Raw genomic sequence first — 13,461 nt, 5'->3', positions numbered from 1 at the left:
GCTGCCCGGCGGTGTCCGTGTCCGCCCCGCGTGTGCCCCGCACCCGCCGTGCGCCCGCCGCTACAGTCCGTCATGACCGGCCGGTCATGACTGTCCGTCAGCGGAGGCAGGGAGCAGAGCAGATGGCACGCGAATCCGGCGGCGCACGGCTCACCGAGAGCGGTCTGCCCGTCGAACCGGTCTACGGCCCCGGCGCGCTGGCGGGATGGGACCCCGCGCGGAAGCTCGGCGAGCCCGGCTCGTACCCCTTCACCCGCGGGGTCTACCCGTCGATGTACACGGGCCGGCCGTGGACGATGCGCCAGTACGCGGGCTTCGGCACCGCCGCCGAGTCCAACGCCCGCTACCGGCGGCTGATCGCCCATGGCACGACCGGCCTGTCCGTCGCCTTCGACCTGCCGACCCAGATGGGGTACGACAGCGACGCGCCGCTCGCGAGCGGCGAGGTCGGCAAGGTCGGGGTCGCGATCGACTCGGTCGACGACATGCGGGTGCTGTTCGACGGGATTCCGCTCGACCAGGTCTCGACGTCGATGACGATCAACGCGCCCGCCGCACCGCTGCTCCTCCTCTACCAACTGGTGGCCGAGGAGCAGGGCGTACCGGGCCTCGCGCTGACCGGCACCGTCCAGAACGACGTACTGAAGGAGTACATCGCGCGCGGCACGTACATCTTCCCGCCGAAGCCGTCACTGCGGCTGACCGCCGACATCTTCCAGTACTGCCGCGCCGAGATGCCCAAGTGGAACACCATCTCGATCTCCGGCTACCACATGGCGGAGGCCGGTGCCACGCCCGTGCAGGAGATCGCGTTCACGCTGGCCAACGGGATCGAGTACGTACGGACGGCCGTCGCCGCCGGCATGGAGGTCGACGACTTCGCGCCCCGGCTCTCCTTCTTCTTCGTCTCCCGTACGACGCTGCTCGAAGAGGTCGCCAAGTTCCGTGCCGCGCGCCGTATCTGGGCCCGGGTGATGCGCGACGAGTTCGGCGCCCGGGACCCCAAGTCCCTGATGCTGCGCTTTCACACCCAGACCGCCGGCGTACAGCTGACCGCGCAGCAGCCCGAGGTCAATCTCGTACGGGTGGCGGTCCAGGGGCTGGCGGCGGTACTCGGCGGTACGCAGTCGCTGCACACCAACTCCTTCGACGAGGCCATCGCCCTGCCGACCGACACATCGGCCCGGCTCGCGCTGCGTACGCAGCAGGTGCTGGCGTACGAGACGGATGTCACCGCCACCGTCGACCCCTTCGCCGGTTCGTACGCCGTCGAGCGCATGACGGACGACGTCGAGGACGCGGCGGTCGCGCTGATGACGCGGGTCGAGGAGATGGGCGGCGCGGTCGACGCGATCGAGCGCGGCTTCCAGAAGAGCGAGATCGAGCGCAGCGCGTACGCCGTCACCCAGGAGACGGAGAGCGGTGAGCGGGTGGTCGTCGGCGTCAACCGCTTCACCATGGACGAGGAGGAACCGTACGAGCCGCTGCGCGTCGACCCGGCGATCGAGGCCCAGCAGGCGGCCCGGTTGGCGCGGCTGCGGTCGGAGCGGGATCAGTCCGGGGTGGACGGCGCGCTCGCGGAACTGCGGGCGGCGGCGGAGGGTACGGCGAATGTGCTCCCTCCGATGAAGACGGCGCTGGCGGCGCGGGCGACGGTGGGGGAGGTCTGTGACGCGCTGCGGGAGGTGTGGGGGACGTACGTGCCGACGGACGCGCGCTGACTTTTCGCTGCCGGTCGGCGGTGTTGAACACACATGCGGGTGTTGGTCCGCGTGTGCGACACTCCGGCCATGCTGGGTGTGACTGATCTGCCGACCTATCTGGTGGGCCTCGTACTGATCGTTCTGCTGCCGGGACCGAACTCGCTCTATGTGCTCTCGGTCGCGGCCCGGCGCGGGATACGCGCGGGCTATTCCGCGGCGGCGGGCGTCTGGTGCGGCGACACCGTACTGATGGTGCTCTCCGCCGCCGGTGTCGCGTCGCTGCTCCAGGCCAATGAGCTGGCTTTCGGCATCGTGAAGTTCGCCGGGGCCGGCTATCTGACCTGGCTCGCGATCGGGATGATGCGCGCCGCCTGGTCGCTGTGGCGCACCCGGCACGAGCGCGCGGAGGCGGTGTCCACGTCCACCGCCTCGCCGACGGAGAGGCCGACGGAGAGGCCGACGGAGAGGCCGACGGAGCGGCCGTATCGCAGGGCGTTGGTGATCAGCCTGTTCAACCCGAAGGCGATCCTGTTCTTCATCTCCTTCTTCGTGCAGTTCGTCGACCCGGGCTACGCGCACCCCGCGCTGTCCTTCGTCCTGCTGGGGCTCCTCGCCAACGTGGCCAGCGCCCTCTATCTGTCGGCCCTGATCTTCGGCGGCACGCGCCTCGCCGCCGCCTTCCGCCGCCGCAAGCGGCTCTCGGCGGGGATGACATCGGCGGCGGGCGCGCTGTTCCTCGGCTTCGCGGTGAAGCTGTCACTGAGCAGCGCCTGAGGGCGGCCGTGTGGTCGAATTGGGGATGACTTCGTTCTGGAGGGGCGAGCGGATACGTCTGCGCGGTATCGAGCCGGATGACTGGACCGCGTTCATGCGCTTCGCCACGGACGAGGAGCGGTTGGGGGATCTGCTGCGCCCGCCCCGGTCCGCCGAGAGTTTCCGCGCGTGGACGAAGGAGCAGGCGACGGCCGCGTCCGACGGCGACTGCTTCCAGTTGGCGATCGAAGCCGTCGAGACGGGGGAGACGGTCGGGGCTGTCGGCTCGTATCACGCCGACCCGCGCGCGGGCTGGTTCGAGTACGGCGTCACGATCGGCGCCGATCACCGGCGCAAGGGCTATGCGGCGGAGGCCGCCGTACTGCTGCTGCGCTTCATGTTCGCCGAGCGGCGCTTCCACAAGTGCGGAGCGCGGGTCTTCGCGCACAACGAGGCGTCGCTGGCGCTCCAAGGCCGGCTCGGATTCGTCGAGGAGGGCCGCCTCCGGGACCAGGTGTTCTTCACCGGCCGGCACCACGATCTGGTCATGCTGGGCATGCTCGCCGACGAGTTCGCCCAACTCCACCCGATGAGCGAGCAGTGAGCGGCTCAGCCATCGAGGGTGTCGAAGGCGTGGCCGCCGCCGTGCACGACGGCGAACCCGACCACGAGGCCTCCGGACCTGGCGGCCACCGGCTCGCCCACCGTGCCGTCCCGCGCGAACGCGCGGTCGTCGAACCCTTCCGCGACAGCTGAGCCCACGCGTACGGGGCAGTCGAACGGTCGGCGGCGAGGGCGGCCACGCCCTCGGCGTACCAGCCCCCGGTGTCCGAAGTGTTTCGTTCCCCTTACCGATGGTGTGAGTTCACCTCCGGGGCGGAGGGATTTCCTACCCTGTCACCCATTCACCATCTGTCCGATGGGCAGTAGACGCCGGGAGCAGCATGACGAAGGCCCGAAGACTGTGGCCGAGATGGCGCGGCGGTAAGAACGCCGAGAACGGTCGGAGCCGCGACACCGGCAGTACCGCCACCGCGTCACCGGACGGTCCGCACGTCAAGGATTCGAAGGAGTTGGAGGAGTGTCTGCGCGTCTGCGCGCTGCACGGTGACCGGCTCTCGGCCGCCGGTACGGAGAACGACCGCAAGCGCACCGCTCTCGCCGCGAAGCTGGGGCACCTCCGGGCCGTCCACGCCTCGGCCGGAACCTCCTCGGCCTCCGGGACCTCTCCGGCCCCGGGGACCTCCCCGGCCTCCGGGACCTGCACGAACGAGGTGTTCGACGCGCTGCTCGCCGCCGGGACCGCGGCCCTGGAGTGCGGTGACGGCGGCGACGAGCCCGCGCTCGCCCTCCTCATCAGCGCCACCGTCCTGGCCGAGCGCGGAAGCTCCCGCGCCGGCTGGCGGCTGCGGGCCAGGATTCTGGAGGCCGCCGGTGACGAGATCGCGGCCGTCGAGGCGTACGAGCGCTATCTCGCGCTCACCGACGACGACTGGTACGGCGTCGCCCCCCGCCTCGCCGGGCTGCGGATCGCCGCGGGCCGGCAGGAGGACATGCTCCGGCTGCTGGCCCGCGAGTGCCCCCGCGCCGAGGAGTTCGCGACCGCGCCCGCCTCCGCCTCCGAGGTGCGGGACGTGTGGGAGGAGGGCCTGCGGCTGCACGACAAGGGCGAGCGTGAGCAGGCCGAGCCGCGCCTCGTCGGCGCGCTGCTGGCCATGGGCCGCGACCGCCACCCGGTCGGCGAGCTCCAGGACGCCGTCGGCCAGTACCTCGACCTGCGCATCGCCGCCGCCGACGGCGACGCCTCGCGGCTGCGCGAACTCATCGGTCACTACGCGGAACAGCGCAGGAACCGGATGCGGCCGCCCCTCACCGATCCCACCCTCGGCGGGCCCGACTGGATCGGCGTCGGTGAGCTGCGGAATCTGATCGCGGGCAAGTCCGTCTGTCTGGTGGCCAACTCCGAAAGCCTCGGCCGCGGTTCGCTGGGGCCGGAGATCGACGCGTACGACCTGGTCGTACGGTTCAGCTCGTACCGTATCGACGCCCCGGCCACCGGTACGCGCACCGACCTCCACGCCACCGCCCACGAGCACGGCTTCAACTGGGACCGGCCGGTGACGACACGGATGGTGTTCGGCGGGTCCGCGGAGAAGTGGGGCTACTCGCTGCGCGAGCGGCTGGTGCCCGGTGCCCAGCGGTATGTGACCGACGACTCGGTGCGCTGGCCGCTGCGCCATCTCGGCGGGGTCGACTGGGATGCCTGGCCGTCCGTCCCGACCAGCGGGTTCAGCACCCTGTGGCTCCTTGATTTCCTGGATGTCAGCCCGACGCTCGATCTGATCGGCTTCGACTTCTACGAGAGCGGCGTCCACCGCCTGCCCAAGGCGATGCGCGTACCCGTCACCTCCGAGCGTGAGCGGACCAGCGAGAAGGCATGGGTCATGGAACGCGCCCAGAGCGTCAACGACATGAGGATTTCCCTGAGATGATCATGACCTCCCTTACCGGCAAGCGCCGTATCGCCTTCGCCGCGCTCGTCGGCGAGGACGACGTGCCCGGCCTCCTGACCCTGCTGCGCAGCCTCGCCCTGTCCAACCCGGGCGTGTGCGAGGACTTCATCGTCCTGCACGGCGGACCCGGTCTGCCGCCCGCCTCGGTCGCCCGGATCCACGCGCTCCATCCGCGCGTCGAGCTGCGCCCGGCCGGGACCGTCACGGCCGGTTCGCGCCGCGATCTGTTCCGTATCCGCGACTACGACACCGTGATCGTCCTCGACCCGCGTACGGTCGTACGGGGCGATCTCGGCGCGCTTCTGCGGCTGCGCGAGGGACTGGTCTCCTTCACCCCCGGTGACACCCTTGTCATCCAGCGGGACCGCACGGACGCGGACGCGGACACCGACAAGGACGCGGACACCGGCAAGGACGCGGACAGGGACACGGAGACGGTGACGTCCGGGGGCGAGGCGCCGATCAGCGACTCGCCGGCAGACCGGAGCGCCTACGAACTCTCCGACGCCGAGCTGCACGCCGCGTACCTCGCGCTGAACGGCACCGTCCACCACGATCTGATCGTGCACTACGGGACCCCGCACGTCGCCCGTACCGGAGACGTCGAGAGCGCCCGCCGCGTCGCGCTCGCCCATATCGGCGCGGGTGAGTTCCAGGAGGCCGCCGACCTGCTGGGATCGGTCCGTATCCCGGTGAACGAGGCGTGGCCGCACGAGGTGTTCGGGCACGCTCTGATGAGCCTGTCCCGTTACGAGGAGGCCGAGGCCCAGCTGCTGCTGGCCACCGCCGCCCCCAAGCGCGCCGCCACCGCCTTCGCCCGGCTGGCCCAGATCGCCTGGATCCACGGGGACGACACCACGGCACAGCGCCACGCCATGAACGGGCTCTCCGCCGACCCCACGCACCGGGGCGCGCGGCAGATGCAGCGCCGTACGACCGGCGCAGCGACCGGCGCACCGGGCGGCGCACCGGGCGGCGCCCCGGGCGGGGTGCCGACCCCCCGCGAGGGCGCGCCGGAGGACCAGCTCGCGCATGTCGCGTACTACATGCCCCAGCAGGGCAACGCCGGGGACAAGCTGCTGCCCGAGTCCGTACGGCTCACCTTCGGCGCCGACACCGGACCGCGCCGCTGGCACTCGATCCATGCCCACCGGCTCTTCGACGAAGCCGCGCTTGAGCGGGTCAACGCCCGGCGCGGGCTGGTGATCGGGGGCGGCGGGCTGTTCATACCGGACACCGCGCCCAACGGCAACAGCGCCTGGCAGTGGAACGTCCCCGACGCCCTGCTCGACCGGATCGATGTGCCCGTCATGGTGTACGCGGTCGGCTTCAACGCCTTCGACGGACAGTCCTACCGGCGCGAACGCTTCAACGCCGCCCTGCGCCGGCTCGTCGAACGGTCCGCCTTCTTCGGGCTCCGCAACCACGGTTCGATCGAGAAGGTCCGCGCGCTGCTCCCCGCCGAACTGCACGAGAAGGTGCGCTTCCAGCCCTGCCCGACCACCGTCACCCGGCAACTGGTCGAGGGCTGGACCGACCCCGCGCACCGGGAGAACACCGTCCTGATCAACGCCGCGTACGACCGGGCCGGGCTGCGCTTCGGCCATGACTACGGGCACTTCCTCGCCGAACTGGCCAAGGCGATAAGGGCGTTGGGTGGTCATGCCGAGGTGAAGTGTGTGGCGCACTCGGTGGACGACGAGCGGATCGCCTTCGATCTACGGCGCGAGCACGGCATCTCGCTGCCGGTGATCCCGATGTACGACTCGGAGAACGACGAGATCCGGGACATCTACGCCCGTACGAAGCTTGTCATCGGGATGCGCGGGCACGCGGGGATGATCCCGTTCGGCTGCGGGACACCGATCATCAGCCTGATCTCGCACCCCAAGATGGCGTACTTCCTGTCCGACATCGAGCGCCCGGAGTGGGGCGTCTCCGTCCATGACAAGAACCTCGGGGCGGTGCTGACGGAGCGGGCGCTCGGGCTGCTGGACGATCACGCCGCGTCCGTCGCCGACGTACACGGCAGGCAGCGGGAGCTGTGGCAGGTGACGCGGGCGAACGCGGCTGAGCTGCGGGCGATCCTGGGGACCAGCACGGAGACTTCCGCCGGCAGCCGGGTCGGCTGAGGGGCGGCCTGTTCCCCGCCGGACGGGCGGCGCGTATCGGCCCGTCCGGCGATGGGTGGGGAACACGGTCGTGGTCTTCTCGCGGCAGCGGTCCCGAGTGGCGGCGGTCCCGAGTGGCGGCGGTCCTGTCGCGGCACCGCTGGGAACACGCCCGCGGTGCTACCGCAGCACAGCCCGCCGCAGCTTCCGCGCCCGGCGCACCATCCGCCGGGCCGTCGCGTTGCGCGGGATACGGGCCAGCTGCGCCGGGACCGCGCCGGGCAGCGCGAGCGCCGTGAGCCGGCGCCGCTTGAAGTAGCGCCAGGTGTGCGTGTCGAGATGGTCCGAGAGGTACTTCTCGGCCGTGGGCCGCAGCCCGGGGTAGATCTGGTGCTGCATCGCGTATCCGACGGTCGCGACCAGCTCCGCGATCCGGGGGTCCGGCGTGTGCGCGTCGGCGTCGCTGTCGTCCAGCGACGGCAGCAGCGCGTCCACGATCGTCACCGGCACGCGGTTGCTGTTCTGGTACGGGGTCAGCCGCTCCAGCAGCAGTTCCGTGCCCGTGTGTGCCACCGGAATGCCGTAGAACGCGGACGCCGTGAACAGCGCCGTCGAGAAGCAGCCGACCACCAGCGCGGGCTTCAGCCGCCGGTAAAGCACCTCGGCGAGCACCGGGCTGTCCAGGATGGTCAGTTCGGCGCCGAGCTTCTTCGCCTCCTGCTCCAGCTGCCGCGACCAGGCGGCCGGGGCCGTCGGATGCGGCTTGAAGACCACCCGCGTGTGGCCCTTGGCGACGGCGCCCCGCACCATCCGGATGTGCAGCTCCTCCTCCTCGCGCTCGGTGAGGATCCCGAGAGCGGAGAGGTACTGGCCGAGGAGCAGCGCCGGGGGCTCCGACGATGTGTCGAAGTTCCGCTCGGCGTCGGTGAGTTCGTCCAGTACGCGCAGGAAGGCGTCCGTCGGCACCAGCTCGGGGCCGACGCCGAACTCGGTGAGGAGCAGCGGCTTGAGGCCCGGTACGAGATCGAGGTGCAGCAGTCTGCGCACCCGCTCGCCCACCAGCGGCTCTATCTTCGAGCGGGTGGGCCCGTAGCTCATCAGCCCGTCCGCGTACACCTCGATCGGCGCGCCGGTGAAGATCTGCGCGATCGCGAGCGCCGGGTTGACCTGGATCGACTCGACGATCAGCCGTACGTCGTCGTCACCGAGCCGCCAGGTCAGCCGCAGATGGCGTTCCCAGAGGGGGATGTCGTCGGCGCGCGGCGACCAGCTGCCCGGGTGGTGCGGCGCGATCGTCTCGTTCCACGACACGAGGTCGTCGAACCGGTCGCGCAGCTGCTCGAAGCCCGGCATCTCGTCGACCGAGGGCGTCAGCTCGGGCGAGCCGGCGTTGTTGCAGATGACCAGCAGACGGCGGCCGGCCGCGGGGAAGAGCCCGGCGTCGATCGCGGCGGCCAGGGTGGCCGCTCCGTAGAGGGTGGAGGCGCAGAAGACCTGCGTCGTACGCCCAGCCGCGGACGTACCGGGAAAGAGGGACGACGACGCCATCACGCTGCCGCCTTCCCGGCGGACACGTGCCGCCTTCGCAGGCGGCGCAGCCGGGCCGAGCGGTCCAGGTCCATCGAATCCAGCGCTTCCTTCAAGACGTCCTGAGGCAGTCGTTTCAGAGCGGCGGCGCTCATGGTGCGCAATTGTCGCGCCACGGCCGGTTCGAATCGCTCTTTGGACGCCAGATGGTGGGAAATGATCGCGCAGTAGGTGCGCACGGCCTTCAGCATAAAACGGTCCGCTTCGGCGTCTTTCGCCGTCTCCTCGATGACCTGGTCGAAGGCGCGGATGAAATCGAGCTGCCGTACGTCGCCGATCTGGGTGAGTGACGAGGCGACCCCGCGCCGGTAGAAGATCCCGAGCAGTCCGATCACGGCGAAGGACTCCGCCTCGCGGTGCAGCCGCCAGATCCAGGGCCGGTCCTCGGCGGTCCGCAGCCCGTCAGGGAAGTGCACCAGGCCGCGGTCGACGAGCCGGCGGTGGTAGATGCCGGCCCAGGCGTACGGATAGTCGACGGCGGTGGAGCGGTCGGCGGGCAGGATCGCGTCCCGGGGCGACAGCACCTCGCCGCGCCGGCCGACGGGGACCCGGTGGATCGTCCGGGCCCTGGCCGTGAACTGGACGTGGTCGGTACGGACGAAATCGCAGCCCAGCCTCTCTATGGAGGAGAGCAGCTGTTCGTAGTAGCCCGGCGCGACCCAGTCGTCGCCGTCGAGGAAGGTGACGTACTCACCGTCCGCGGCGTCCAGACCCGTGTTGCGCGCGGTGGCCAGCCCTCCGTTCTTCTCGTGTCTGAGGAGGACCGCCCCCGGAAGGTCGCGCGCCGCCTGTTCGAGGATTTCCGGGGTCCCGTCGGTCGAACAGTCGTCGACCAGAACGAACTGGAAGTCCTCGCGGCTGTTCGCGCGGAGGCTTCTGAGGGTTTCGAGGGCGTATGTCTGCACGTTGTAGAACGGCACGACAACAGAGAGCTTGGCCACCCGCGTGACGCTAGGCGGCGGCACGTCATGCGGGCTGACATCCGGGCGCATGGAAGGTGAACGAAGAATGGCGGAATGGTGAAGCGGTCCGCTTCCTGGCCGTTTTCCGGCCGTTCCGGGCCCGCGTCGCCATTCGTAGATGTGCTGTTAACCCTTTATTGCCATTGAGTTGGGGCGACAAACGGAATGGCTTTCTAACGTCCTCGTCGTGCCATCACGTACCAGCGGTCAAGCGGTCCGGGTCGCCGTGCTCGCGGACTCCGACACCCGGTGGAAGTGGGGCGCGCTCACCGCGCGCCGCATCACGCCGGAAGACCGCTCCATAGAGCTCAGCGGCTTTCTCCTGCGCGGACGAGCGACGCCCACGGCGAGACAGCTCGCCGAGGTCGGCGCGGAGGCGGACGCCCTGCGTGAGCTCACCGGCACCGACTTCCTGCGGACGCTGCGCGAGGAGTCGTACGACATCGTCGTCCTGGCCCTCGTCGGCGGTGCCGTACAGGCGATGCTGCACGGGATAGCCGCCCTGAAGCTGGCCGACCGGCCCGTGATCGTCACCGGCTATGTCGGGGTCGTCTACGAGAAGCTTTCGGACGGGCTGCTGCTGCGGCACGGCGCGGATGTCGTCCTCGCCAACTCGCGCTACGACGCGCAGCGGTTCCGCACCGTGTACGAGGGCGTCGGAGCCGACGCCTCCTCGGTCACCGAAGCCGCGCTGCCCTTCCTCGGCGGTGAGCGGTACGTCCCCGAGGAGGGCCGCGACACCGTCGTCTTCGCCGCCCAGCCCTCCGTACCGGCGAGCCGCGCCGACCGTACGTATCTGCTGCGGCGCCTCGTCGAGCACGCCAGGCTCCACCCGCGCCGCGAGGTGCTGCTGAAGCTCCGCAGCAAGCCCGGCGAGCACACCACGCATGTGGAGGAGTTCCCCTACCAGCGCCTCGCCGAGAAGGTGCCCGGCGGTCTGCCGCCCAACTTCCGGCTCGTGTACGGGAACATGGGCGAGGTCCTCGACCGTACGGATCTGCTGGTCACCGTCTCCTCGACGGCCGCGCTCGAATCCCTGCACCGGCGCATCCCGACCGCGATCCTCACCGACTTCGGAGTGCGCGAGCCGCTCGGCAACCACCACTTCATCGGCTCGGGCTGTCTGGCGTCCTGGGACCAGCTGGACGGCGGCGGGCGCCCGCGCCCCGACGCGGTCTGGGCGGACCGGCAGGGCGTCGCCGCCGACGGATCGTACGCGTCGGCCTTCGACACGGCCCGCCGACGGGTCGCGGAGCTGCTGGACGGGCCCGAGCTGCCCGAGATCAGCCCGTACTACACGGCCACCACCGCGCCCGGGTATCTGCCGCCGCTGCTGGCCCGCTACCACCTGGCCGTGGACGGGACCCCACTGCCCTCCAGGACCTCCGAGGGCGATGTCCGCGGGGTCCGGCGCGTGGTGCGCGAGGCCGTGCGGGGCGCCGCGCGCGGCGCCTACCGCCACGGAGTGCAGCGCGTGGCGCCCGTCATCCGCCGCATGGGCGACCTGTGACCGGGCCGTCGGCACCGGCACAGGAACCGGCCTCCGGACGGCCGGCCACCCCGGGACGGGTGGCGGACGACCGGACCGCGGACGACCTGGCCATGAGCCGACACACCGCAGATGACCGAGCCGCAGATGAACGAGCCGCGGAGGACCAGCCCGCGGACCAAGGAGTACAGATGACCGTCCTCGCGGTGATCCCCGCACGCGGCGGATCCAAGGGCGTACCCGCCAAGAACCTCGCCCCCGTCGGTGGCGTACCGCTCGTCGTCCGCGCCGTCCGCGCCTGTCTGGCGGCCCGGCGCGTGACCGATGTCGTCGTCTCGACCGACGACGCGGCCATCGCCGACGCGGCACGCACCGCCGGCGCCGAGGTCGTCCTGCGCCCCGCCGCCATCGCGGGGGACACGGCGACCAGCGAGGCCGCCGTGCTGCACGCGATGGACGCCTACGGCGCGATGCGCGGCAAGACCGCCGAGGTCGTCCTGCTGGTGCAGTGCACCAGCCCGTTCATCACCGCCGACGACCTCGACGGCGTCGCGGGCGCGGTCACCGAGGACGGCGCGGACAGCGCGCTGACCGTCGCGCCGACCCACGGCTTCATCTGGCGCCAGGACAGCGCGGGCAGCGCCGACGCCGGGGCCTCCGGCGGCTACGGCGTCAACCACGACAAGTCGAACCGGCCGCGCCGCCAGGACCGCCCCCAGGAGTACCTGGAGACCGGCGCCGCCTACGCGATGCGCGCCGAAGGCTTCCGCGCGGCGAACCACCGCTTCTTCGGCCACACCGCGCTCGTCGCCACCGACCCCGCCCGGGTCCTGGAGATCGACGACCCGCACGATCTGGCCCGCGCCCGCGCACTGGCCCCGCTCCTCGACCCGGCCGTCCTGCCGACGTACGACGACATCGACGCGGTCGTACTCGACTTCGACGGTACGCAGACCGACGACAAGGTCTTCGTCGACTCCGACGGCCGCGAGATGGTCGCCGTGCACCGCGGCGACGGGCTCGGGATCGCCGCGCTGCGCCGCAGCGAACTGAAGCTGCTCATCCTCTCCACCGAGCAGAACCCGGTCGTCGCCGCCCGCGCCCGCAAGCTCCAGGTGCCGGTGCTGCACGGCATCGACCGCAAGGACGTCGCGCTCAAGCAGTGGTGCGACGAGCACGGGATCGCGCCCGAGCGGGTGCTCTACGTCGGGAACGACGTCAACGATCTCCCGTGCTTCGGACTCGTCGGCTGGCCGGTGGCCGTCGCGAGCGCCCATGACGCCGTACGCGCCGCCGCGCGTGCCGTCACCACGACCCCCGGAGGCGAGGGAGCGATCCGCGAGATCGCAGCCTGGATCCTCGGGCCGGGTCTCCAGACCCCCCACACCCCCACCCTCAACAAGTAAGGACGCTCCATGAGCACCAACTCCACCTCGCGCCTGCGCACCCTCGGTACGCGGACCGCCGGACCCGGCCGCCCGGTCTACGTCACGGGTGAGATCGGCATCAACCACAACGGCGAGCTGGACAACGCCCTGGCCCTGATCGACGCCGCCGCCGACGCCGGCTGCGACGCGGTCAAGTTCCAGAAGCGCACCCCGGAGATCTGCACCCCCCGCGACCAGTGGGACATCGAGCGGGACACCCCCTGGGGCCGGATGACGTACATCGACTACCGTCACCGCGTCGAGTTCGGCGAGGACGAGTACCGCTCCATCGACGAGCACTGCAAGAAGCGCGGCATCGACTGGTTCGCCTCCCCGTGGGACACCGAGGCCGTCGCCTTCCTGGAGAAGTTCGACGTGCCCGCCCACAAGGTGGCCTCCGCCTCCCTCACCGACGACGAGCTGCTGCGCGCCCTGCGCGCCACCGGCCGTACGGTCATTCTCTCCACCGGCATGTCGACGCCGAAGCAGATCCGCCACGCGGTCGAGGTCCTGGGCAGCGACAACATCCTGCTCTGCCACGCCACGTCCACGTACCCGGCCAAGGCCGAGGAGCTGAACCTGCGCGTGATCAACACGCTCCAGGCCGAGTTCCCGAACGTCCCGATCGGCTACAGCGGCCACGAGACCGGTCTGCAGACCACCCTCGCCGCCGTCGCCCTCGGCGCCACCTTCGTCGAGCGTCACATCACCCTCGACCGCGCCATGTGGGGCTCGGACCAGGCCGCCTCCGTCGAGCCGCAGGGCCTGCAGCGCCTCGTCCGTGACATCCGCACCATCGAGGCGTCCCTCGGTGACGGCGTCAAGAAGGTCTACGAGTCGGAGCTCGGCCCGATGAAGAAGCTCCGCCGTGTCGCGGGCGTCGTCGCCGAGTCCGCCGAGCCGGTGGCGGTCTGAC

The 13,461-nt window shown here is 70.9% G+C and carries 11 protein-coding genes; 9 read left to right on the top strand and 2 right to left on the bottom strand.

The features are described from left to right. Positions 1-122 precede the first annotated feature (122 nt). The 6 genes from ACFRMN_RS02765 to ACFRMN_RS02740 all read left to right on the top strand — a co-directional run bounded on the left by ACFRMN_RS02765 (position 123) and on the right by ACFRMN_RS02740 (position 7,101). Positions 123-1,721 (top strand): methylmalonyl-CoA mutase, encoded by a 1,599-nt coding sequence (locus ACFRMN_RS02765; RefSeq protein ID WP_383012240.1) that lies wholly within the window; start codon positions 123-125, stop codon positions 1,719-1,721. 69 nt (positions 1,722-1,790) lie between these two features. After that, a complete protein-coding gene (leuE, locus tag ACFRMN_RS02760; RefSeq protein ID WP_383012237.1) occupies positions 1,791-2,477 on the top strand; it encodes a leucine efflux protein LeuE in 687 nt (228 codons plus the stop codon). Positions 2,478-2,502: 25 nt separating this feature from the next. Then, on the top strand, positions 2,503-3,060 hold the full coding sequence (locus ACFRMN_RS02755) for a GNAT family N-acetyltransferase (RefSeq protein ID WP_383012234.1): 558 nt from the start codon (positions 2,503-2,505) through the stop codon (positions 3,058-3,060). Next, complete coding sequence (locus ACFRMN_RS02750; RefSeq protein WP_383012231.1) at positions 3,057-3,212, top strand: hypothetical protein; 156 nt, start codon at positions 3,057-3,059, stop codon at positions 3,210-3,212. The genes ACFRMN_RS02755 and ACFRMN_RS02750 overlap by 4 nt, the downstream gene beginning before the upstream one ends. Positions 3,213-3,400: 188 nt before the next feature. Continuing rightward, entirely contained in the window at positions 3,401-4,948 is a 1,548-nt protein-coding gene (locus ACFRMN_RS02745) for a hypothetical protein (protein WP_383012228.1), read from the top strand. Further along, positions 4,945-7,101 (top strand): polysaccharide pyruvyl transferase family protein, encoded by a 2,157-nt coding sequence (locus tag ACFRMN_RS02740; RefSeq protein WP_383012225.1) that lies wholly within the window; start codon positions 4,945-4,947, stop codon positions 7,099-7,101. The genes ACFRMN_RS02745 and ACFRMN_RS02740 overlap by 4 nt, the downstream gene beginning before the upstream one ends. Before the next feature lie 159 nt (positions 7,102-7,260). Here the strand turns inward: ACFRMN_RS02740 and ACFRMN_RS02735 are convergent, their stop codons facing one another. Further along, entirely contained in the window at positions 7,261-8,628 is a 1,368-nt protein-coding gene (locus ACFRMN_RS02735) for an alpha-2,8-polysialyltransferase family protein (protein WP_383012222.1), read from the bottom strand. After that, positions 8,628-9,608: a glycosyltransferase family 2 protein gene (locus ACFRMN_RS02730; RefSeq protein ID WP_383012219.1), complete on the bottom strand. Its 981-nt coding sequence runs from the start codon at positions 9,606-9,608 to the stop codon at positions 8,628-8,630. Before ACFRMN_RS02730 ends, ACFRMN_RS02735 begins: the two co-directional genes overlap by 1 nt. 208 nt (positions 9,609-9,816) lie before the next feature. Here ACFRMN_RS02730 and ACFRMN_RS02725 point away from each other — a divergent pair, with 208 nt between their 5' ends. From ACFRMN_RS02725 to ACFRMN_RS02715, 3 genes are all read left to right on the top strand, one after another. Further along, complete coding sequence (locus ACFRMN_RS02725; protein WP_383012216.1) at positions 9,817-11,139, top strand: DUF6716 putative glycosyltransferase; 1,323 nt, start codon at positions 9,817-9,819, stop codon at positions 11,137-11,139. 170 nt (positions 11,140-11,309) lie between these two features. Beyond that, positions 11,310-12,524: a cytidylyltransferase domain-containing protein gene (locus ACFRMN_RS02720; RefSeq protein WP_383012213.1), complete on the top strand. Its 1,215-nt coding sequence runs from the start codon at positions 11,310-11,312 to the stop codon at positions 12,522-12,524. 9 nt (positions 12,525-12,533) lie between these two features. After that, positions 12,534-13,460 carry an N-acetylneuraminate synthase family protein gene (locus tag ACFRMN_RS02715; protein WP_383012210.1) on the top strand — a complete coding sequence of 309 codons (927 nt, stop codon included), beginning with the start codon at positions 12,534-12,536 and terminating at the stop codon, positions 13,458-13,460. Position 13,461: the final 1 nt, after the last annotated feature.

The sequence above is a fragment of the Streptomyces sp. NPDC056835 genome (assembly GCF_042789485.1).
In the GTDB taxonomy this organism is placed as follows: Bacteria; Actinomycetota; Actinomycetes; order Streptomycetales; family Streptomycetaceae; genus Streptomyces.
Note: the sequence above shows the minus strand (reverse complement) of the source record. Positions and strands in the feature narration are given on the sequence as shown.

Bases quoted from the DNA above. Each gene is read 5' to 3' on its own strand.
- ACFRMN_RS02765 (WP_383012240.1), top strand. From the start codon at position 123: ATGGCACGCGAATCCGGCGGCGCACGGCTCACCGAGAGCGGTCTGCCC.
- leuE (WP_383012237.1), top strand. From the start codon at position 1,791: ATGCTGGGTGTGACTGATCTGCCGACCTATCTGGTGGGCCTCGTACTG.
- ACFRMN_RS02755 (WP_383012234.1), top strand. From the start codon at position 2,503: ATGACTTCGTTCTGGAGGGGCGAGCGGATACGTCTGCGCGGTATCGAG.
- ACFRMN_RS02745 (WP_383012228.1), top strand. From the start codon at position 3,401: ATGACGAAGGCCCGAAGACTGTGGCCGAGATGGCGCGGCGGTAAGAAC.
- ACFRMN_RS02740 (WP_383012225.1), top strand. From the start codon at position 4,945: ATGATCATGACCTCCCTTACCGGCAAGCGCCGTATCGCCTTCGCCGCG.
- ACFRMN_RS02735 (WP_383012222.1), bottom strand. From the start codon at position 8,628: ATGGCGTCGTCGTCCCTCTTTCCCGGTACGTCCGCGGCTGGGCGTACG.
- ACFRMN_RS02720 (WP_383012213.1), top strand. From the start codon at position 11,310: ATGACCGTCCTCGCGGTGATCCCCGCACGCGGCGGATCCAAGGGCGTA.
- ACFRMN_RS02715 (WP_383012210.1), top strand. From the start codon at position 12,534: ATGAGCACCAACTCCACCTCGCGCCTGCGCACCCTCGGTACGCGGACC.